Annotated in this window: 16 protein-coding genes; 10 read left to right on the plus strand and 6 right to left on the minus strand. The window is 68.6% G+C overall.

Annotated elements, in window-relative coordinates; genetic code table 11:
* Positions 1–149 precede the first annotated feature (149 nt).
* The 4 genes from ABNQ39_RS31795 to ABNQ39_RS31810 all read right to left on the minus strand — a co-directional run bounded on the left by ABNQ39_RS31795 (position 150) and on the right by ABNQ39_RS31810 (position 4,666).
* Entirely contained in the window at positions 150–461 is a 312-nt protein-coding gene (locus tag ABNQ39_RS31795) for a YgaP family membrane protein (RefSeq protein ID WP_376966079.1), read from the minus strand.
* Positions 462–558: 97 nt separating this feature from the next.
* Positions 559–2,829 carry a hybrid sensor histidine kinase/response regulator gene (locus ABNQ39_RS31800; protein ID WP_376966081.1) on the minus strand — a complete coding sequence of 757 codons (2,271 nt, stop codon included), beginning with the start codon at positions 2,827–2,829 and terminating at the stop codon, positions 559–561.
* A 197-nt stretch (positions 2,830–3,026) separates the two neighbouring features.
* Positions 3,027–3,908, minus strand: a complete 882-nt coding sequence (locus ABNQ39_RS31805; RefSeq protein WP_376966083.1) for an EamA family transporter — start codon at positions 3,906–3,908, stop codon at positions 3,027–3,029.
* Positions 3,909–4,009: 101 nt separating this feature from the next.
* Positions 4,010–4,666, minus strand: coding sequence for a hypothetical protein (locus ABNQ39_RS31810; protein WP_376966085.1), 657 nt, complete (start codon positions 4,664–4,666; stop codon positions 4,010–4,012).
* Between the two features lie 135 nt (positions 4,667–4,801).
* On the opposite strand from ABNQ39_RS31810, the gene dnaE reads away from it, so the two are divergent.
* The 3 genes from dnaE to ABNQ39_RS31825 are packed head-to-tail and all read left to right on the plus strand — an operon-like array spanning position 4,802 to position 10,150.
* The gene (gene dnaE / locus ABNQ39_RS31815; RefSeq protein ID WP_376966087.1) at positions 4,802–8,293 is read left to right on the plus strand and encodes a DNA polymerase III subunit alpha; all 3,492 of its coding nucleotides are present in this window, start codon (positions 4,802–4,804) and stop codon (positions 8,291–8,293) included.
* 13 nt (positions 8,294–8,306) lie between these two features.
* The gene (locus ABNQ39_RS31820; protein ID WP_376966089.1) at positions 8,307–9,194 is read left to right on the plus strand and encodes a hypothetical protein; all 888 of its coding nucleotides are present in this window, start codon (positions 8,307–8,309) and stop codon (positions 9,192–9,194) included.
* On the plus strand, positions 9,191–10,150 hold the full coding sequence (locus ABNQ39_RS31825) for a DUF1624 domain-containing protein (protein ID WP_376966091.1): 960 nt from the start codon (positions 9,191–9,193) through the stop codon (positions 10,148–10,150). Before ABNQ39_RS31820 ends, ABNQ39_RS31825 begins: the two co-directional genes overlap by 4 nt.
* 42 nt (positions 10,151–10,192) lie before the next feature.
* Here the strand turns inward: ABNQ39_RS31825 and ABNQ39_RS31830 are convergent, their stop codons facing one another.
* Entirely contained in the window at positions 10,193–10,645 is a 453-nt protein-coding gene (locus tag ABNQ39_RS31830) for a MarR family winged helix-turn-helix transcriptional regulator (protein WP_376966093.1), read from the minus strand.
* Positions 10,646–11,131: 486 nt separating this feature from the next.
* Between ABNQ39_RS31830 and rimO the strand changes: the two genes are divergently transcribed.
* The 7 genes from rimO (at position 11,132) to ABNQ39_RS31865 (ending at position 17,852) form a co-directional block, all read left to right on the plus strand.
* On the plus strand, positions 11,132–12,451 hold the full coding sequence (gene rimO, locus ABNQ39_RS31835; RefSeq protein WP_109047847.1) for a 30S ribosomal protein S12 methylthiotransferase RimO: 1,320 nt from the start codon (positions 11,132–11,134) through the stop codon (positions 12,449–12,451).
* Between the two features lie 30 nt (positions 12,452–12,481).
* Positions 12,482–12,841, plus strand: a complete 360-nt coding sequence (locus tag ABNQ39_RS31840; protein ID WP_376966095.1) for an HNH endonuclease — start codon at positions 12,482–12,484, stop codon at positions 12,839–12,841.
* A gap of 70 nt (positions 12,842–12,911) precedes the next feature.
* Positions 12,912–13,079 (plus strand): hypothetical protein, encoded by a 168-nt coding sequence (locus tag ABNQ39_RS31845; protein WP_167393469.1) that lies wholly within the window; start codon positions 12,912–12,914, stop codon positions 13,077–13,079.
* A 130-nt stretch (positions 13,080–13,209) separates the two neighbouring features.
* Positions 13,210–13,461 (plus strand): hypothetical protein, encoded by a 252-nt coding sequence (locus ABNQ39_RS31850; protein WP_042690341.1) that lies wholly within the window; start codon positions 13,210–13,212, stop codon positions 13,459–13,461.
* Positions 13,462–13,584: 123 nt separating this feature from the next.
* A complete protein-coding gene (locus ABNQ39_RS31855) occupies positions 13,585–14,010 on the plus strand; it encodes an OsmC family protein (protein WP_376966097.1) in 426 nt (141 codons plus the stop codon).
* Between the two features lie 252 nt (positions 14,011–14,262).
* Positions 14,263–15,489 carry an ABC transporter substrate-binding protein gene (locus ABNQ39_RS31860; RefSeq protein WP_376966099.1) on the plus strand — a complete coding sequence of 409 codons (1,227 nt, stop codon included), beginning with the start codon at positions 14,263–14,265 and terminating at the stop codon, positions 15,487–15,489.
* Between the two features lie 8 nt (positions 15,490–15,497).
* Complete coding sequence (locus ABNQ39_RS31865) at positions 15,498–17,852, plus strand: hybrid sensor histidine kinase/response regulator (RefSeq protein WP_376966101.1); 2,355 nt, start codon at positions 15,498–15,500, stop codon at positions 17,850–17,852.
* 84 nt (positions 17,853–17,936) lie between these two features.
* On the opposite strand, the gene ABNQ39_RS31870 is transcribed toward ABNQ39_RS31865, so the two are convergent.
* Positions 17,937–18,155, minus strand: a complete 219-nt coding sequence (locus tag ABNQ39_RS31870) for a hypothetical protein (RefSeq protein WP_146208013.1) — start codon at positions 18,153–18,155, stop codon at positions 17,937–17,939.
* Between the last annotated feature and the right edge of the window lie 427 nt (positions 18,156–18,582).

The raw sequence follows: 18,582 nt of genomic DNA on the forward strand, positions 1-18,582 counted from the left end.
CGGGCCCCGCAGGATGTCACACCCGCGGTCCCCGGTCTTCACCCCGTCGCTGGCCTACCCAACAATTCACCATCAGGGTTAATGACATCACACATTCCCTTCACCGAACTGCTTCATCCGGTGAAGGGATGGCTCCGCCGCGGCGCGGATCAGTAGGTTTCCGCCATGCGCGAATGGTCGACGGCCTGCGACTCGCCATGGGAGCCGCCATGGCCCAGCCGGTCCTGATGGTCGCCGGACAGGCGGTCCTTGAGCGGGCAATGGCCGCTCATGCCGCGGGCGACCAGCGCGGCGCCGACCAGACCCATGATGGCGCCCGGAATGCTGGCGCCCTTGCGCAGGCCGCCCGCCGCGACGGCAAGGCCGAGGCCGGTCGAGACGATGCGCTCGCCCATGCCGAGGTTGGTGTGGCCTTCGAAGACGCTGTCATAGGCATTGCGGATGGTGGATTCGGCGTTCATGGCTTCTCCGGGGTCTGGAATGGGGTGGGATCGCCCTTCCAACGCCGCCACTCCCCCGATGTTCCCCAAGAGGTCTTTCCGAAGCGCCGCCCCGCCCTCACCCCGCGACCGACGCCATGTCGCGGATGGAGCGGGCCAGCCGCGACGGTTCTATCGGCTTGGACAGCACGGTCAGCGACACGTCGCGCGCCGCGGCGGTGGAGGTCAGATCCTCGGCATAGCCGGTGACCATCAGGATCGGCGTCTCGTCCTGGCGGGCGCGCAGGGTGCGGGCCATCTCCAGCCCGGTCATCCCCGGCATCATGTGGTCGGTGACGATCACGTCGGGCCGGAACCCATGGTCGAGCAGGGACAGCGCCGCCGCCGCATCGGCCGCCTCGCGCACCGCGAAACCGGCCTGGGCCAGATAGCCGGCGGTGGCGGAGCGCACCAGCTCTTCGTCGTCCACCAGCAGGATGGCGCAGCCGGCGCCCACCGGCGCCGTTTCCACCGCCTTCGCCCTCGCCGGCGGCGGAGGAGGCGGCGGTGCCACAGGCACGTCCGCCGCCTGCTCGGCGCGCGGCAGATAGAGCGTCACCGTGGTGCCCAGCCCCGGCCGGCTGTCCAGCTCCACCCCACCGCCGGACTGGGTCGCCAGCCCATGCACCATGCTGAGGCCAAGCCCGGTGCCGCGCCCGACCTCCTTGGTGGTGAAGAAGGGCTCGAAGGCGCGGGCAGCAACCTCGGCGGCCATGCCGGTGCCGGTGTCGCGCACCCGCAGCACCACATAGTCGCCGGCCGCCAGCCCCTCCACCTGCACCGGCAGCGGCCCGGCGCCCGGCAACCGGCCGCCAGCCGCCGGATCGCCAGCCGCCGGGCCGGCCACCGTCCGGTTGCCGGCCAGGATCCACAGCGTGCCGCCGCCGGGCATGGCGTCGCGGGCGTTCAGCGCCAGGTTCAGCACCGCCATTTCCAGTTGGGTCGGGTCGATCATCGCCGGCCACAGGCCGGGCGCCACCTCCGTCTCGACCCGCACCGACTGGCCCAGCGTGCGGCCGAGCAGGCGGCTGGTCCGCTCCACCAGCGTGGCGACATCGACCGGGACCGGGCGAAGCTGCTGCCGGCGCGAGAAGGCCAGGAGATGCTGGGTCAGGGTGGCGCCCCGCTCGACCGCCTGCAAGGCCAGCCGGGCCGGGCCGGCGATGCGCTCGTCCTCGGTGCGGCTGTCGATGACGTGCAGGTTGATGCCGATGGCCTGGAGCAGGTTGTTGAAATCGTGGGCGACGCCGCCGGTCAGTTGGCCGATCGCCTCCATCTTCTGGCTCTGGCGCAGCGCATGTTCGGCCTGTTCCCGCCCCTCCACAGCACGGCGGGCGGCATCCATCGCCCGCGTCGCCGCCTCGTAGGCGCTGAACTGGCGGGCCAGCGCCCAAAGCGACAGCAGCAGCGCTGCGATGCCGACCGCGCTTGCGGCACCGACGGTCCAGGCCTGGATGCGCCATTCGTTCAGCACGGCGTCCAGCTTGCGCGTCACGTTGACAACCAGCGGATAGTCCGCCAGCGCCCGCGTCGCCACCAGACGGGCGCCGTCGTTCAGCCCTCCGGCGGAGAAATAGACGCCGGACTTGGCGCGCTCCAGCACCTTCAGGAACTGGCGCTGGCCCAGCGGCTGGCCGATGTCCGGCAACACCGGATGGCGGGCCAGCAGGATGCCGTCGCGGCGCCACAGGCTGATGCTGCCGTCGCCATCGGGCTGCAGCGCCTTGTAGATCCTCTGGAAATAGCTCAGCTCGATGGCACCCAGCACCAGCCCGACGAAGCTGCCGTCCCGGCCGCTGATGCGGCGGGCCAGATAGACCGTCCAACTGCCATTGCCGCGGTTCTGCACCGGCTCGCCGATGAAGGGGGCGGTGGTGTCATGGTCGCGCAAATAGGCGAAGTAATCCCGGTCGGACACGTTGACCGGCGGGATCGGGTAATAGCGCGAGAAGTTGATCAGGTGCCCGTCGGCCGCGATCATCGTCACCGCATCCAGCTGCGGCAGGCCGGTGATGCGCGCCCGCAACATCTGGTAGGTGTCGCGCCCGCCCATCCGGCGGACATACTCCTCCGGCGTGTCGATCCCGTCCGACTTCAGCTGCTCGATGATGGTGGTCAGCACCAGATCGACGCTCTGCGTCGCGCTGGCCGTCTGCTCCGACAGCGACAGGTTCAGGGTGGACAGCTCGCGCTCCGCCCCTTCCAGCTCGCGGTCGCGCATGCTGTCGATGTACTGGACCGTCGCCGCCAGCAGCACGGCGACCGACAGCCCACCGATCAGCAGCAGGACGCGCAGGGGCCGGCTGGCGCGCAGATGGGCCTGCCAGTGCCTGATCGGCGGGATCGGCATCCCCCCATTCGGCATTCCACCCTTCGGTTGCGCGGTCCTATCGGAAGAGATCAAGGCTTGCCTATGGTTTAGGGACGCAACTATCGACTGGAATGATCCGGACGCCATAGCGCCGCGTCAAGCTCATCGAGTTCAATAGGACTCTAATGCGCCTGGCTCTTCCTGCCAGCCCCATCCAATCCCCAATCGGCATATGATCAGGCCCGCGCCCGCACCCGCGCCGGCAGTTTCAGCACCGACAGCGCCAGCCCGGCGAACACCAGAAGCCCGCCGGCCAGCTTCGCCGTGGTGAAGGTCTCGCCCAGCAGCAAGGCACTGGAACTCATGCCGAAAATGGGGACGAGCAGCGAGAAGGGCGCGACGAGGCTCGCCGGATAATGCCGCATCAGGAAGCCCCAGGCGGCGAAACCGAACAAGGTCGCCCCCGCCGCGATGTAGATCAGCGAGCCGACTCCGACCAATGTCAGGGAGGTGAAGGCATGGACGATGCGGTCCGGTCCCTCCAGCGCCAGCGACATCGCCAGCAGCGGCAGCGGTGGAACGAGGCTGACCCAGACCATCAGGCTGAACAGGTCGGGAGCCCTGGCCTGCTTCATCACGATGTTCGACACGCCCCAGGCCGCCGCCGCCGCCAGCGTCAGCCCGAGACCGAGCAGCGAGTCGCCGGCCGGCATCTCCAGCGCGATCAGCCCGACACCGGCGAAGGCGACGGCCATGCCGCCGACCTGACGCGGCCCCGGCCGGTCGCCGAGCGCGAAGGCGGCGAAGATGGCGGTGAAGAAGGCCTGCGCCTGCAACACCAGCGAGGCCAGCCCCGCCGGCATGCCGACGTCGATGCCCAGGAACAGCAGCGGGAACTTGACCACGCCCAGCATCACGCCGATGCCGATGACATAGCGCCAGGGCACCGGCGGCCCCTTGCCCCAGCCCACAACCACCACCGGCAGCGCCGCAAGCGCGAAGCGCAGGCAGGAGAAGAGCAGCGGCGGGAAATCGCGCAATCCGACCTTGATCGCGACGAAGTTCAGGCCCCAGACGGCGGCGACCGCCACGGCGAGCAGGATGTGGGAAGCGCGCATGACCCGAAGGCTAAACGGGCCCCGCCGAACCGGTCAATCGGCGGCGGAGCGCGCGGCCTGCGTGGCTGACCTGCGCGTCAACCCCGTGGGTGGAACCGGTCTCACGACTCCGCATGCAGGATCCGGCATTCGTCCGATGCGTTGATCGCCCAGGACGATCCAGACAGCAGCATCGTGCCGATGTCCCCCAGCCCGCTGCTGCGGAAGCTGACGCGGTGGGAACGGGCGAGCGGCTCCATCTCCTCCAGGAACCCCTTGGTCGGCACGGCGACATAGAGGCTGCCGTTGGGCAGGCCGCGGGCGCTCAGGGACAGGCGCGGCCCCAGGTCGGACGTCACCGCCAGGTCGTAGCGTTCGCCGGGCTTCACCGTCGCCCCGCTGTCGGACGGGGTGAAGCCCGACAGGATGAAGCCCGATTCGGCGGCGGCGGTGCGGAAGCTGAGGCGCGGGGCGGCGTTCTGGCCGACCGGGATGCCGCGCTCGGCAACGCAGAAGGGCTTGCCGCCGGGGGGCGTGTGGATGGTGACGGTCCAGCCCTTGCCGGAGCTGAAGGTTTTGGACGGCCCGTCCGCCAGCCCGGCCGCGGGCGGGGCCGCTGCCGGCGGCGGCGGGACGGTCTCGCAGGCGGACAGCGCCAGCGCCAACCCGGTCAGCAGCGCCCCGGTCAGCAGGGCCGAAGGCGTCGCCGCCCGGACGGCACGGCGGTCCCGCAGGGCCAGCCGCAGTCGGACGACGGGTGCAAGGTGCTGCCGATCCATCGCGGCGTCCTCCCCATCCCTGAACGTGTTGCGGCGACTTCCATACCACGTTCGCATGCCCCCGCGCGACCGTCGCGGGAACCGTCCGGGCTGTGCTAGAACCAGGGGCCCTGTCGCAGCAAGCCCCCGGTTGCCATGCCCCACGCCGACTTCATCCACCTGCGCGTCCATTCCGCCTATTCGCTGTCGGAAGGTGCGATCAAGGTGAAGGAGCTGGTCAAGCTCTGCCTGAAACAGCAGATGCCGGCCGTCGCGGTCACCGACACCGGCAACCTGTTCGGCGCCCTGGAATTCGCGCTGGCCGCCTCCGATGCTGGCGTGCAGCCGATCATCGGCACCGTGCTGGGCATCACCCGCGTCGGCCCGGCCCAGACCAAGCCCGGCCTGCCCGGCAAGGCGGCGGCCACCCCCGACCAGCTCGTCCTGCTCTGCCAGAACGAGGAGGGTTACCGCAATCTCGCGGCGCTGGTGTCCAAGGCCTTCCTGGAGTCGGACCCGCTGGCCGGCCCGCAGGTGACGCTGGACGCGCTGGACGGCCATTCGGCCGGGCTGATCGCGCTGACCGGTGGCCCCGGCGGTTCGGTCGGCCGGCTGCTGCACGAGGGGCAGAAGGATCTGGCGCTCGACGTTCTGGAGCGGCTGAAGCGGCTGTTCCCCGGCCGCCTCTATGTCGAGCTTCAGCGGCACGAGGGCGGGCGCGGCCATTTCGCCGCGGCGGAGAACGCCATCGAGCCGGCGCTGATCGACCTCGCCTATGCCCACGACCTGCCGCTGGTCGCCACCAACGACTGCTATTTCGCCACCGCCGACATGTACGAGGCGCACGACGCGCTGATGTGCATCGCCGAGGGCGCCTATCTCAGCCAGGAGGACCGCCGCCGGCTGACCCCCGACCACCGCTTCAAGTCGGCGGAGGAGATGCGGCTGCTGTTCGCCGACCTGCCGGAGGCGCTGGACAACACCGTCGCCATCGCCCGGCGCTGCTCCTTCCTGCTGAAGCCGATCAAGCCGATCCTGCCGCCGTTTGCCTGCGAAGGCGGCCGCACCGAGGATGACGAGCTGCGCGCCCAGTCGCGCGCCGGCCTGGAAGAGCGGCTGGAGAAGGTCGTCTACACCCCCGACATGACGCCGGAGCAGCGGGCGGAGACCCGCAAGACCTATTTCGAGCGGCTGGAGTTCGAGCTGGACGTCATCGTCAAGATGAAGTTCCCCGGCTACTTCCTGATCGTGTCGGACTTCATCAAATGGGCGAAGAACCAGGACATCCCCGTCGGGCCGGGCCGTGGGTCGGGCGCCGGTTCCGTCGTCGCCTGGGCGCTGACCATCACCGATCTGGACCCGCTGCGCTTCGGCCTGCTGTTCGAGCGCTTCCTGAACCCGGAACGCGTGTCGATGCCCGACTTCGACATCGACTTCTGCCAGGACCGCCGCGAAGAGGTCATCCGCTACGTCCAGAACAAGTACGGCTACGACCGCGTCGCCCAGATCATCACATTCGGTAAGCTCCAGGCCCGCGCCGTTCTGCGCGACGTCGGCCGCGTGTTGCAGATGCCCTACGGTCAGGTCGACAAGATCTGCAAGATGGTGCCGAACAACCCGGCCAACCCGGTGACGCTCCAGCAGGCGCTGGACAGCGAGGAGATGCTGCGGCAGGCGCGCGACGGCGACGACACCGTGCGCCACCTGATCGACATCGCCCTGAAGCTGGAGGGTCTCTACCGCCACGCCTCGACCCACGCCGCCGGCGTGGTGATCGCCGACCGGCCCTTGCAGGAGCTGGTGCCGCTCTACCGCGACCCGCGCTCCGACATGCCGGTCACCCAGTTCAACATGAAATATGTCGAACAGGCCGGTCTGGTGAAGTTCGACTTCCTCGGATTGAAGACGCTGACCGTGCTGAAGACGGCGGTGGATCTGATCCACGAGAAGCCCGACCTGACCACCGTCCCGCTGGACGACGAGAAGAGCTACCAGCTGCTCAGCCGCGCCGAGGCGACCGGCGTGTTCCAGTTGGAAAGCTCGGGCATGCGCGACGTGCTGCGCCGGCTGAAGCCGAACCGGCTGGAGGACATCATCGCGCTGGTGTCGCTCTACCGCCCCGGCCCGATGGACAACATCCCGAAATACATCCGGGTGAAGAACGGCGAGGAAAAAGCCGACTACATGCATGACAGCCTGGAAGGCATCCTGAAGGAAACCTTCGGGATCATGATCTACCAGGAACAGGTGATGCAGATCGCCCAGGTGCTGTCCGGCTATTCGCTGGGCGGCGCCGATCTTCTGCGCCGCGCCATGGGCAAGAAGATCAAGGAGGAGATGGACAACCAGCGCAAGATCTTCTGCGACGGCGCGGAGTCGCGCGGCGTGAAGGCCGATCTGGCCAGCATGATCTTCGATCAGGTCATGAAGTTCGCCGGCTACGGCTTCAACAAGTCCCACGCCGCCGCCTACGCCCTGGTCGCCTACCACACCGCCTACCTCAAGGCGAACCACCCGGTGGAGTTCATGGCGGCGTCGATGACGCTCGACCTCGGCAACACCGACAAGCTGAACGTCTTCCGCCAGGAACTCGCCCGCCTGCGCGTCAAGCTGCTGACGCCGGACATCAACAAATCTGATGCGATCTTCGGGGTCGAGCAGCTGGCCGACGGCACCAAGGCGGTGCGTTACGCGCTGGCCGCCGTCAAGGGTGTCGGCCAGCCTGCCATGCGCGCGGTGGTGGAGGAGCGGCGGAAGAACGGGCCCTTCAAGAGCCTGTTCGACTTCGCCCGCCGGCTGGATCTGAAGACCATCAACAAGCGCCAGCTCGAGAATCTCGCCTGCGCCGGCGCCTTCGACGGGCTGAACCCCAACCGCGCCCAGGTGCATGCCGCGCTGGAGACCATCATCCGCTACGCCCAGGCGGAAGCGGCGGAGCGCGACAGCGGCATCGGCAACCTCTTCGGCGGCGGCGGAGGCGGCCTGCCCGAACCGGAGATGCCCAAGGTCAAGGACTGGGAACCGCTGGAGAAGCTGAAGCACGAGTTCGGCGCCATCGGCTTCTACCTGTCGGCCCACCCGCTCGACGCCTATTCCGGCCCGCTCGGCCGTATGAAGGTGGTGCGCTCGGCCGATCTGGCGAACGTCGCCAAGGCCGGCGGCATGACCCGCCGCGCGATGGCCGGCATCATCGTGTCGAAGAAGGAGAAGACCTCCAAGTCCGGCAACCGCTTCGCCTTCGTCGAGCTGTCGGACGCCGCCGGCGGTTACGAAGTCACCCTGTTCTCGGAAATCCTGGCGGCCAACCGTGCCCTGCTGGAGCCGGGCAACGCGGTTCTGCTGACCGTCGACGTCCAGTTGAACGGCGAAGAGATCCGCCTGACCTGCCAGGAGATCAAGCCGCTGGAGGAGGCCGTCGCCTCGGTCAGCGCCGGCCTGCGCGTCGTCCTGCGCGATCCCGGCCCGATCGAGCATCTGCGCGCCACGCTGGACCGGCTGTCGCGCGGCAAGAGCCGCATCAATGTGCTGGTCGAGGTCGACCCGCTGAAGGAGATCGAGATCGAGCTGCCCGGCAGCTACACCATCACCGCGCAGAGCCGCTCGGCCCTGAAGGCGGTGCCGGGCGTGGTGGAGGTGGCGGAGCTTTGACCGGAGCCGGATTGTGACCGGGACGGCGGCGCCCGCCTTCGGGCGTTTCATCGCCATCGACTGGTCCGGTGCGCGCGGCAAGCGCTACGCCGGCATCGCGGTGGCGGAGTGCGCGACGGGCGACGCCGCTCCCCAGCTGGTCGAAGGGCCGGGCGGCTGGTGGTCGCGGACGGCGGTGTTCGACTGGCTGCGTGCGGAACTGCCGAAGGAGCCCGCTTTGGCCGGGATCGACTGCGCCTTCTCCCTGCCCTTCGCGGTGGCGGCGCACGGCTTTCCCGGGCGCGAGGCCACCGTCTTCGACCTGTGGGACGCGGTGGAGGAGGTCTGCGCGGCGGAGCCCGACTTCGGCGGCGGTCCCTTCGCCAGCCACCCGCTGCACGGCGCCGGTTTCTGGCATGGCGGGCCGCAGCCGGACTGGTACCAGGACCTGCACCGCGCCACCGAATGGGCCTGCCGCGCCGACGGGCTGGGCCACCCGCAGAGCCCCTACAAGCTGATCGGCTCGCGTCAGGTCGGCAAGGGCGCGCTGGCCGGCATGCGGGTGCTGCGTGCCCTGCGCATCGCCCTGCCCGGCCAACTGGCGGTCTGGCCCTTCGATGACCCGGCACCGGGGCTTAGCGTGATGGTGGAGATCTACCCGCGCCTGTTCCTGAAACACACCGGCTTCGGCCAGCGCAAGATCCGCGACGGTGCCGAGATGGACGAGGCGTTGCGCCGGCTGGGATCGCACCCATTGGAGCGGACGGGGACGGTCAGTGACCATGACAGCGACGCGCTGGTGTCTGCCGCCGGCCTGCGCTGGCTCGCCGGCACCCCGCGCGCCTGGGCGCCGCCGGGGCTGGACGACACCGCAAAGCGGCAGGAGGGATGGATTTTCGGGGTGGGGATGGCTGGATCATGAGCGCAATCGGCGTCACGCCGGCACAGGGCCTCGCAAAACGGCCCTCGCGCCGCCCGGCAATCGACGTGGCGCGCGGGCTGGCGCTGGTGGCGATGGCGGCCTATCACGGCAGCTGGGACGCCACCTATTTCGGCCTCGCCGGCTTCGACCTGCTGGGCGATCCGCTGTGGCTGGCGGCGCGCACCGCGATCTTGTCGAGCTTCCTGCTGCTGGCCGGCATCGGTCTGGTGCTGGCGAGCCGCGACGGGATCGATGCCGGGCGCTTCCTGCGCCGGCTGGGGCGGGTGGCGGCCGGGGCCGCGGCGGTGTCGGCGGCGTCCTATGCCCTCTTCCCAGACAGCCCGATTTTCTTCGGCGTCCTGCACCACATCGTGGTGGCAAGCGTCATCGGCCTCGCCTTCGTCCGCCTGCCCGCCATTGTGACGCTGGCGGTGGCGGCAGCGGCGGTGCTGGTCGGGACGACCCAGGGCTTCCCGCTGTTCGACAGCCCCTGGCTGCGCTGGATCGGGCTGACCAGCGTGGCGCCGGATTCCAACGATTACGTGCCGCTTCTGCCCTGGATCGGCGGCGTGCTGGCTGGGATCGGGCTTGGCCGGCTGTGGCCGGGACTGGGCGAGGGGGTGAGGGTAACCGGCCGCACCGGGCGGCTGCTCGCCTTCGGCGGCCGGCACAGCCTTGCCGTCTATCTGCTGCACCAGCCGCTGCTGTTCGGGATCGCCTGGGCCGCGGCGCAGCTGATGCCGGTGGAGACGCCCGCCGTGCGCGAGTTCCAGGCGTCCTGCGTGGCGAGCTGCGCAGGCGCCGGTGTGGCGAGAGCCACCTGCGCCGCCAATTGCGGCTGCGTGCAATCCGAACTGGCACGCAACGGATTGTGGGAGGGCTTCGTCGCCAACCGCCTCGACGAGCGCGACCGGCGCGGGTTGCAGGCGGCGGTCGCCGCTTGCAGCAAGCCCTGACGGCTGCCGGCAGTCAGGGCGAAGGAGTCAGGGCGAACGAGGTCAGACGGACTGGCGCTTTTCCAGCAGGCCGCGCAGCAGGCTGGTCAGCGTTTCGGCCAGCTTGTACTGCTCCTCGCCCGGCAGCGCGGCGATGATGCCGGCGAAGTCGTTCAGCGGATCGTGGCGCAGCAGCTCCAGCGCCTTCGGCGTCGGGTGCAGCTGGGTGACGCGGCGGTCCTCCGGAACCGGCACGCGGACCAGCAGTTCCTTGCCCACCAGCACCTCGACCATCTGCGAGGCGGCCCCGCGGGTCGTGGCGTGGAAATCGGCGAAGGCCGACACGGTGCGCTGGCTGTGGTTGGCACCGGCGAAATAGCGGAGCGCCGTCCACTGCGACGGCTTCAGGCCATGGGTGTAGCCAAGGCTGTCGGCGATGTGGGAGATCTGCAGCATCACGTCGGCGATGGCCTGCGGCGAGGCGGCCCCCGCAAGATCCGGTTCGGCGAAGTCCATGGTGGCTCCGATGGCTCCGGCTCCGATCGGAGTCCGGTCCAGCGTCCCGTTGTTCCGGACCGACATCCGGCCCGCAGCAACACCGCGCACTTTTGCGAAGTCCATTTTTTCCACTCTATAAAGTTTAGTGGCTATACGATGGGCGCATCACAAGGCTGGCGGCTATCGCTGTAAGGCGGCAGCCACATCGATCATAAGATCGTCATACATACTAGCGTGGTTGAACACAAAACGGAACATCGAACACTTCATCCTTTTGTCCCAAATTGTCGCATCAGCTTGAGCCCAGGGAAGGAGGGGCGAAGGGATGGGCAAGGCGCCGAAAGACCTCGAAGGCCCGGCAGTTCCAGGCGAAACGGGCATGGCGGCCATGCCCGCGCGCCTTTTTGCCATGTTTCACTGGCGTAATCTTTGAATCGGCTGTATACGCGCGCGATGACCACATCCCCCGTTCCGAAGTCCGCATCGCCGGCCGCCGCTCAGACCATGGGCGCCCCGAAGGTCGGCATCGTCAGCCTCGGCTGTCCGAAGGCGCTCGTCGATTCAGAGCGTATCCTCACCCGCCTGCGCGCGGAGGGGTACGAGATCTCCCCCAGCTACGACGGCGCGGACGTCGTGCTGGTCAACACCTGCGGCTTCCTCGACAGCGCCAAGAAGGAATCGCTGGACGCCATCGGCGAGGCGATCAAGGAAAACGGGCGGGTGATCGTCACCGGCTGCATGGGCGTGGAATCGGACATGATCCGGCAAGTCCACCCCGGCGTTCTGGCCGTCACCGGTCCGCACCAGTACGAGCAGGTGGTCAGCGCCGTGCACGAGGCGGTGCCGCCGACGCACAACCCCTTCACCGATCTGGTGCCGCCGGAAGGGCTGCGGCTGACCCCGCGCCACTATGCCTATCTGAAGATTTCCGAAGGCTGCAACAACCGCTGCAGCTTCTGCATCATCCCGTCCCTGCGTGGCGATCTGGTCAGCCGGCCGATCCATTCGGTCCTGCGCGAGGCGGAGAAGCTGGCGGTCGCCGGCGTCAAGGAACTGCTGGTCATCTCGCAGGACACCAGCGCCTACGGCGTCGACGTGAAGTACAAGACGGAGAAATGGTACGACCGCGAGGTCCGCACCCGCTTCTTCGACCTGTGCAACGAGTTGGCGAACTTCGACCTGTGGGTCCGCCTGCATTACGTCTACCCCTACCCGCATGTGGACGAGGTCATCCCGCTGATGGCGGAGGGCAGGATCCTCCCCTATCTCGACATCCCGTTCCAGCATGCCTCGCCCACCGTCCTGAAGGCGATGCGCCGCCCGGCCGCCCAGGAAAAGCAGCTGGACCGCATCCGCAAGTGGCGCGACGAGTGCCCGCATCTGGTCCTGCGCTCCACCTTCATCACCGGCTTCCCCGGCGAGACGGAGGAGGACTTCCAGTTCATGCTGGACTGGCTGAAGGAGGCCCAGCTCGACCGCGTCGGCTGCTTCAAGTATGAGCCGGTGGAGGGTGCGACCGCCAACGACCTGCCCGGCGCCGTCCCGGAAGAGGTCAAGCAGGAGCGCTGGGAGCGCTTTATGGAGACGCAGAAGGCGATCAGCGCCGAGCGGCTCCAGCAGAAGGTCGGCTATACGCTGGGCGTTCTGATCGACGAGGTCGACGAGGACGGCGCCATCGGCCGCTCCTACGCCGACGCGCCGGAGATCGACGGCAACGTCTTCCTGAACGGCGAGACCGGCCTGAAGCCGGGCGACATGGTCGACGTCACCATCGAGCATGCCGACGAGTACGACCTGTGGGGCAGCGTCGAGCGCGACCTCTGAACCCTGTTTGTCGATAGACTGGAGAGCGCCATGCCCGTCACGCCGGACGATGCCAGACTGATGGACGTCCAGCAGGGCGGGCGCTGCTTCTTCTGCGACGGGCCGGTGGGGGCAAAGTCCACCTTCGACCATCTGATCCCCCAGGCCTATGGCGGGATCGACGATCCGGCCAACGTCGTGCTGGCGCACCGCCGCTGCAACCAGCGCAAGGACGACCGGCTGCCGACCGACGAGGAACTCGACCGTTTCTTCGCGCTGCGCCGCTCCAGCCGGCTCGACGTCTGGCCGCCCCTGCGCGCTCTGCGCGACGAGGGGGAGGGAGCGGACGAGGAGAAGCGCTGGATCGCCGTGGCCCAGGCCATCGCCCAGCAGATCGCACGGCAACGGTGAGGCCGCCCGAAACGAAAGCGGCCCGATCCGGTTAACGGAAGACACCTTATATATAAAGGGAGCGTCGCCGATGACCGGCCAGCAGAACAAGCAGCCCCACACCGAGCAGACCGTCCGCCATACCGAGGGCGAGCAGAACACCGGCAACCACAAGAAGCCGGACGCCCCCGACGCCAAGGGCGCCGACCGCTTCGGCGGCACCCGTGCCGGCGCCGAGAATGTCGAGCCGAAGAAGTAGGCTGCCGGAATAAGGGGTTTTTCAGGCTGGCATCCCACCGCCGGCCTGTGCGAAATCCGGGGGACGGCATCCGCAGGCTTCATGCCGGGGGCCGCCCCTTTGCCCCCATGACCCGGCTTCCGTGACCAGAATGGCCCCCTCGATCTTCAAGCGATACAAGCTGCACTTCACCCGCCCGCTGCCGGGGCTGCGTCCGGGACGGCCGGAACGCGACGCCATGGTGGAGCGGGTGCGGCGGCTGGCCAGCGAGAACGGCATGGCCGGCGACCTCCACACCATTGCCCCCAATGCCGGCTTCGGCATTCTGGAGGTGCGCTGCACCGAACGTCTGGCCCGCCGCCTGTCGGATCTGTCGGAGATCGAGACCGTCCAGGAGGCGTGAGGCGCGGAGGTGGTATATGGCTGGCCGCGGCGCCCCCCTGCCCTAGGTCAGGCCCGACCGGTCCAGCAATGGCGGCCACCCCGGCGGCCGGACCGACCACGATCTTCAAAGGGAGACAGCAGCATGGCGATGCGGCAATCGGACGCCGAATGGCGTGGCGACCTCAAATCGGGCAGCGGCAAGATGCGGCTGGGCAGCGGCGCCTTCGAAGGCAGCTATTCCTTCCCGTCGCGCTTCGAGAACGGCCAGGGCACCAATCCGGAGGAGCTGATCGCGGCGGCGCATGCCGGCTGCTTCTCCATGGCGCTGTCGGCCGGGCTCTCCCAGGCCGGCCACACGCCGACCCGCGTCCACACCACCGCAAAGGTGCATCTTGAGAAGGCCGGCGCCGGCTTCGCCATCAGCCGGATCGAGCTGGAGTGCGAGGCGGAGATCCCCGGCATCGACGAGGCCAGCTTCCAGGAACAGGCGAACGGCGCCAAGGCCAACTGTCCGGTGTCGAAGGCGCTGGCCGGCACCCAGATCAGCCTGACCGCAAAGCTTCTCTGATAGGTCCCGCAGGGATGCGCCGCCCACTGCCGGGCGGCGCCTTCCCCCGGGCAGCGTCCCGCGGCGGCAAGCGTAGCTGTGCAGATAATGCAGCCAGCCGACGGCGGCAAAGCCGCTGCGGCGCTTCATATCCTCCAAACCTTCCGCTCTGCCGAAGGGCAGATTGACCCCGCCGCTTCCGCCCACCCATAGTGCGGCCTTGCGTGTGCGGGAGCCCGTCTTCCGTCCGCCGATCCCATCGAACGACGGTCAATGTTCATCGCAGTCCTTCGCCTTTGCCGGCCGATATTTCTTCTGCTCGCGCTGCCGATTGCGGCGCTGGCAACGGCTGCGGCCGCCCAGACGGCGGGAGAGGTAGGCCGGGAGTTGGGCCGCGAGCCGGTGATCCTGGCGCTGGACGGTGAGTTCGGGTTGACCAACAGCACATCGGCCGAGGCCATCGAGCGCGGCATCCTGACCGCCATCGACGACATCAACCGCCAGGGCGGCGTGCTGGGCGGCCGGCCGCTGGAGCTGATCGCGCGCGAACACCGGTCGATCTCCGCCCGCGGCATCAAGAACATCCGGGAACTGGCCACCATTCCCGATCTGATCGCCGTGTTCGGCGGCCGGTTCAGCCCGGTGGTGATCGAACAACTGCCCATCCTGGAACAGACCCGCACCCTGTTCCTGGCGCCCTGGTCGTCGGCCGACGCCATCGTCGACAACGGCATGGAGCCCAACTACATCTTCCGCCTGTCGCTGCGCGACAGCCTGGCGATGCCCTTCCTGCTGAAGCGCGCCGCCGACCGCGGCCTGACCCGCGTCGGGCTCCTGCTGACCAACACCGCCTGGGGCCGCTCCAACCTGGAGGCCGCCAACCGCTATCTCGCCGGCCACAAGGTCCCGGAACTGGCCGGCACCGCCTGGTACAACTGGCGCGACCGCTCGCTGCTCGAAAAGTATCGGGCGCTGGCCGATGACGGCGCCCAGGCGATCCTGCTGGTCGCCAACGACGACGAGGCCGCCGTGCTGGTGCGCGAGGTGGCCGCCCTGCCGGCGCAGCAGCGGCTGCCGATCCTCAGCCATTGGGGCGTCACTGGCGGCGACTTCGTCGGACAGGCCGGACCGGCGCTCAGCGAGGTCGATTTCACCGTGATCCAGACGGTCAGCCCCCTCCGCATCCCGCCGGACCGGCTGGCCCCGGTGCTGGAGACCGCCGGGCGGCTGTTCGGCATCCGCCGGCCGGAGGACATCGTGTCGCCGGTGGGCTTCCTGCATGCCTACGATCTGACCCGCATCCTGGCGCTGGCCATCGACCGTGCCGGCACCACCGACCGCAGCGCGGTGCGCGACGCGCTGGAGCAGGTCGGCCCCTATCGCGGCGTGATCCGCGACTTCGACCGCCCCTTCGCCCCCGGCCGGCACGAGGCGCTTGGGCCCGACGACCTGCTGATGGCACGGTTCCGCACCGACGGCGTGCTGGTCCCGGTGGATTGAGGACACGGATGACCGATCCCACCCCCCTCGATCCGCCGGCCTACGGCAGCGTCCCGCGCACCGCCCAGCGGATGCTGACCTCCGGCCGTCTGGCGCGCCGCTTCGCGCTGGTGTCGCTGATGCTGGGCGTGCTGATCGCCATCCTGATCGGCGCCAGCCTGTATGTGGTGTCCAGCCGCCATCTGGCCCGCCAGCACCATGCCAATGTGGAGGCGAACGCCAGCCTCGCCGCCCGCCAGACCGAAGGGCTGCTGAACACGCTGGTGACCACGGTGCGCGAGCTGGCGGACAACAGCATGCTCGCCACCGCGCTCGTCGATTCCGCCGGCAAGGAAAACTATCTGATCCCCTTCCTGGGCAGCTTCAACCACATCGCCAGCGTTCCGGTCGCCCTGGTCTTCACCGATTTCGAAGGGGAGCCGATCGCCGACAACGGCCGCCATGCCGACCCGCTGGCGATTGCGCCGGCCGACATGGCCTGGCTGCGCGCCGCCATCGCCGCCGGCAAGCCGGCCGCCCGGGTGGTCCAGCAGGGCGACACGCAGTTCCTGCTGGCGGCGGAGATGCTGATCTATTCCCGCACCATGTCGCCGGAAGGGGCGCTGCTCTACAAGGTGCCGCTCGACTTCCTGGTGCTGCATCCGGAGGCGGAGCTTCTCTACGCCGGCGACGCGCCGAAGCCGCCGCCACCCGACACGATGGCGGTGACGGTGCCGCTGACCGTGCCGGAACGGCTGGCCTCGCTGGGGCTGTCCCTGCGGCTGGAGGCTCCGGAAACACCGACCTTGGCGCTGCTGTCCTGGATGCTGCCCGCCTATGGGATGGTGGGGCTGGCCGCGCTGCTGGCGATCTATGTCGGCAGCCGCGCCGTCGGCAACCACATGACCCGCTCGCTGCGCGAGTTGGAGCGGCTGGCCGGCGCCATCGCCACCGACGGCTTCACCGGCCAGCGCGCCGAAGTGCGCGGCAACGACGAGGTGTCCGCCCTGGCGCGCGGCTTCAACGCCATGCTGGACCACATCGCCGCCATCCAGCGCGACCGCGAGATGCGCGCGGCGGAGGAGATCACCATCCAGCGCACGCTGGCCGAGCGCGCCGAACAGGCCCGCGCCGAGGCGGAAAGCGCACGGAACGAGACGGAACGCTCACGCCAGGAAGCGGTGATGGCGCTGATGGTGGCGGAGCGCGCCAACGCCGCCAAGACGCATTTCCTGGCCGCGGCCAGCCACGACCTGCGCCAGCCGGTGCAGTCGCTGGTCCTGCTGACCTCGGCGCTGGCGATCCGGCTGGGCGACCATCCCGCGGCCTCCCTGGTCGGCAGTCTCGAGGCGTCGATGGACGCGCTGTGCCGCCTGCTCGACGCCATCCTCGACATCTCCAAGCTGGATGCCGGCACGGTGTCGCCCAATGTGCAGGCGGTGTCGCTCGGCACCATCTTCGCCCGGCTGGAGGACGAGTACCGCCTGCGCGCCGCGGAAAAGGGGGTCGCCTTCCGCAGCGTTCCCACCGGCATGAGGCTGAACGCCGACCCCGCACTGCTGGAACGGATCATCCGCAATCTGGTGGAGAACGCCCTGCGCTATACCGACCATGGCCGCATCCTGCTGGGCTGCCGCCATGCCCGCGGGGTTCTGCGCATCCAGGTCTACGACACCGGCATCGGCATCCCGCCCGAACATCTGGAGCGGATCTTCCACGAGTTCTATCAGATCTCCAACCCCACCCGCGACCGCGGCAAGGGGCTGGGGCTGGGGCTGGCCATCGTCGACCGGCTGGCGCGGCTGCTCGGCTACCGCGTGCATGTCGCCTCCCGGCCGAACACGGGGTCCTGCTTCACGCTGGAGATCCCCACCTCTGCCCTGGCGGCCGTCGAGGCGCCGTCCACCGCCGCACCGGCCGAACAGGCGCCGGAACCGGGACGCGGCACCGCCCTGGTTATCGATGACGACCCGCTGGTCCGCGAAGGTTTGACCATGCTGATCGAGGATTTCGGCTGGAGGGTGACTGCGGCGGACAGCGCCGGCCATGCGCTGCGCCTGCTGAGCGGCCAGGACCGCCCGCCCGATCTGGTGATCGCCGATTACCGGCTAGAGGCGGGTGCCACCGGCCTGCAGGCCATCCAGGCGGTCGAGGTCGCCCTGCGCGGCCGGGGCTTCACGGTTCCGACCAGCGTGGTTCTGACCGGCGACACCGCACCACAGCGCATCGCCGACGCGGAAGCCAGCGGCTACCGCATCCTGCACAAGCCCATCGCCGCCAAGGAAGTCGCGCAGCTGCTGAGCGACGCCGTTCTGGACCGGACCGGAACCGAGGGTGGGCGGAAGACCGGCAGCCGGCGCAATCCGGTCATCCTGCCAGGCTGATCGCGCCGGCCCCACTCGAACCGGCCTCACTCGAACCGGTTGACCGGTTGAACCGGTTCGAGCAGGCCGACGTGCCGTTTCAGGTCATCTTCGGCCGGATTGCCCGGCCGCGTCCACCTGCAGAACCAGCCGTTCTATCGCCCGCACGGCGCTTTGCTGATACCCGTCCGCCAATCCGGCAGTCTCCTGCCGCAGATGAGCCGCCGCCGCATCCTCAAGCACGCCCCGGGCCTCCTCCACCGTAAGGAGGCCCTTTTCGACCATGGCGATCACCAAAGATTCACAAATCGAGAGAGCGGCCATCCCCGCCGCTCCATCCTCCGCCGTCATCATGCCCCCCATGTGATTGGATGCTGCCTACCGTCCGGCCATGCTGCCGATAGGTCCAATTGCATATGGAACAACACCACGGTCGGCCGCGCGTCACAGACCGTTCGAGAAAAATATTTCGCTGATTAACCTATGTTGTGGCCGCCTTTGCCGAAAACCCTAAACGTTCGATTTCACGCGGAACCGGGTCAACTGCGCGTCCGTTTATCAAAGCGCCAATATTAGGACAAAGAAGGCAAAGACGACCATGACTCGCGCACCGGCGAGCCGCGCCCTGGAACCCACTCCATTGTGGCTTAAATTGAGCAGCTACCTCATCCTCTCGGATGAGGAGAAGTTGTACCTTACCGATTTGGAAAGGACAATTGCTCGCGTATCGCCACGTACCGATCTACTCCAG

Origin of the sequence: Azospirillum sp. A26, from assembly GCF_042604635.1 — a bacterium.
Lineage (GTDB): Bacteria > Pseudomonadota > Alphaproteobacteria > Azospirillales > Azospirillaceae > Azospirillum > Azospirillum palustre.

Bases quoted from the DNA above. Each gene is read 5' to 3' on its own strand.
- ABNQ39_RS31795 (WP_376966079.1), bottom strand. From the start codon at position 461: ATGAACGCCGAATCCACCATCCGCAATGCCTATGACAGCGTCTTCGAA.
- ABNQ39_RS31800 (WP_376966081.1), bottom strand. From the start codon at position 2,829: ATGCCGATCCCGCCGATCAGGCACTGGCAGGCCCATCTGCGCGCCAGC.
- ABNQ39_RS31805 (WP_376966083.1), bottom strand. From the start codon at position 3,908: ATGCGCGCTTCCCACATCCTGCTCGCCGTGGCGGTCGCCGCCGTCTGG.
- ABNQ39_RS31810 (WP_376966085.1), bottom strand. From the start codon at position 4,666: ATGGATCGGCAGCACCTTGCACCCGTCGTCCGACTGCGGCTGGCCCTG.
- dnaE (WP_376966087.1), top strand. From the start codon at position 4,802: ATGCCCCACGCCGACTTCATCCACCTGCGCGTCCATTCCGCCTATTCG.
- ABNQ39_RS31825 (WP_376966091.1), top strand. From the start codon at position 9,191: ATGAGCGCAATCGGCGTCACGCCGGCACAGGGCCTCGCAAAACGGCCC.
- ABNQ39_RS31830 (WP_376966093.1), bottom strand. From the start codon at position 10,645: ATGGACTTCGCCGAACCGGATCTTGCGGGGGCCGCCTCGCCGCAGGCC.
- rimO (WP_109047847.1), top strand. From the start codon at position 11,132: ATGGGCGCCCCGAAGGTCGGCATCGTCAGCCTCGGCTGTCCGAAGGCG.
- ABNQ39_RS31840 (WP_376966095.1), top strand. From the start codon at position 12,482: ATGCCCGTCACGCCGGACGATGCCAGACTGATGGACGTCCAGCAGGGC.
- ABNQ39_RS31845 (WP_167393469.1), top strand. From the start codon at position 12,912: ATGACCGGCCAGCAGAACAAGCAGCCCCACACCGAGCAGACCGTCCGC.
- ABNQ39_RS31850 (WP_042690341.1), top strand. From the start codon at position 13,210: ATGGCCCCCTCGATCTTCAAGCGATACAAGCTGCACTTCACCCGCCCG.
- ABNQ39_RS31855 (WP_376966097.1), top strand. From the start codon at position 13,585: ATGGCGATGCGGCAATCGGACGCCGAATGGCGTGGCGACCTCAAATCG.
- ABNQ39_RS31860 (WP_376966099.1), top strand. From the start codon at position 14,263: ATGTTCATCGCAGTCCTTCGCCTTTGCCGGCCGATATTTCTTCTGCTC.
- ABNQ39_RS31865 (WP_376966101.1), top strand. From the start codon at position 15,498: ATGACCGATCCCACCCCCCTCGATCCGCCGGCCTACGGCAGCGTCCCG.
- ABNQ39_RS31870 (WP_146208013.1), bottom strand. From the start codon at position 18,155: ATGGCCGCTCTCTCGATTTGTGAATCTTTGGTGATCGCCATGGTCGAA.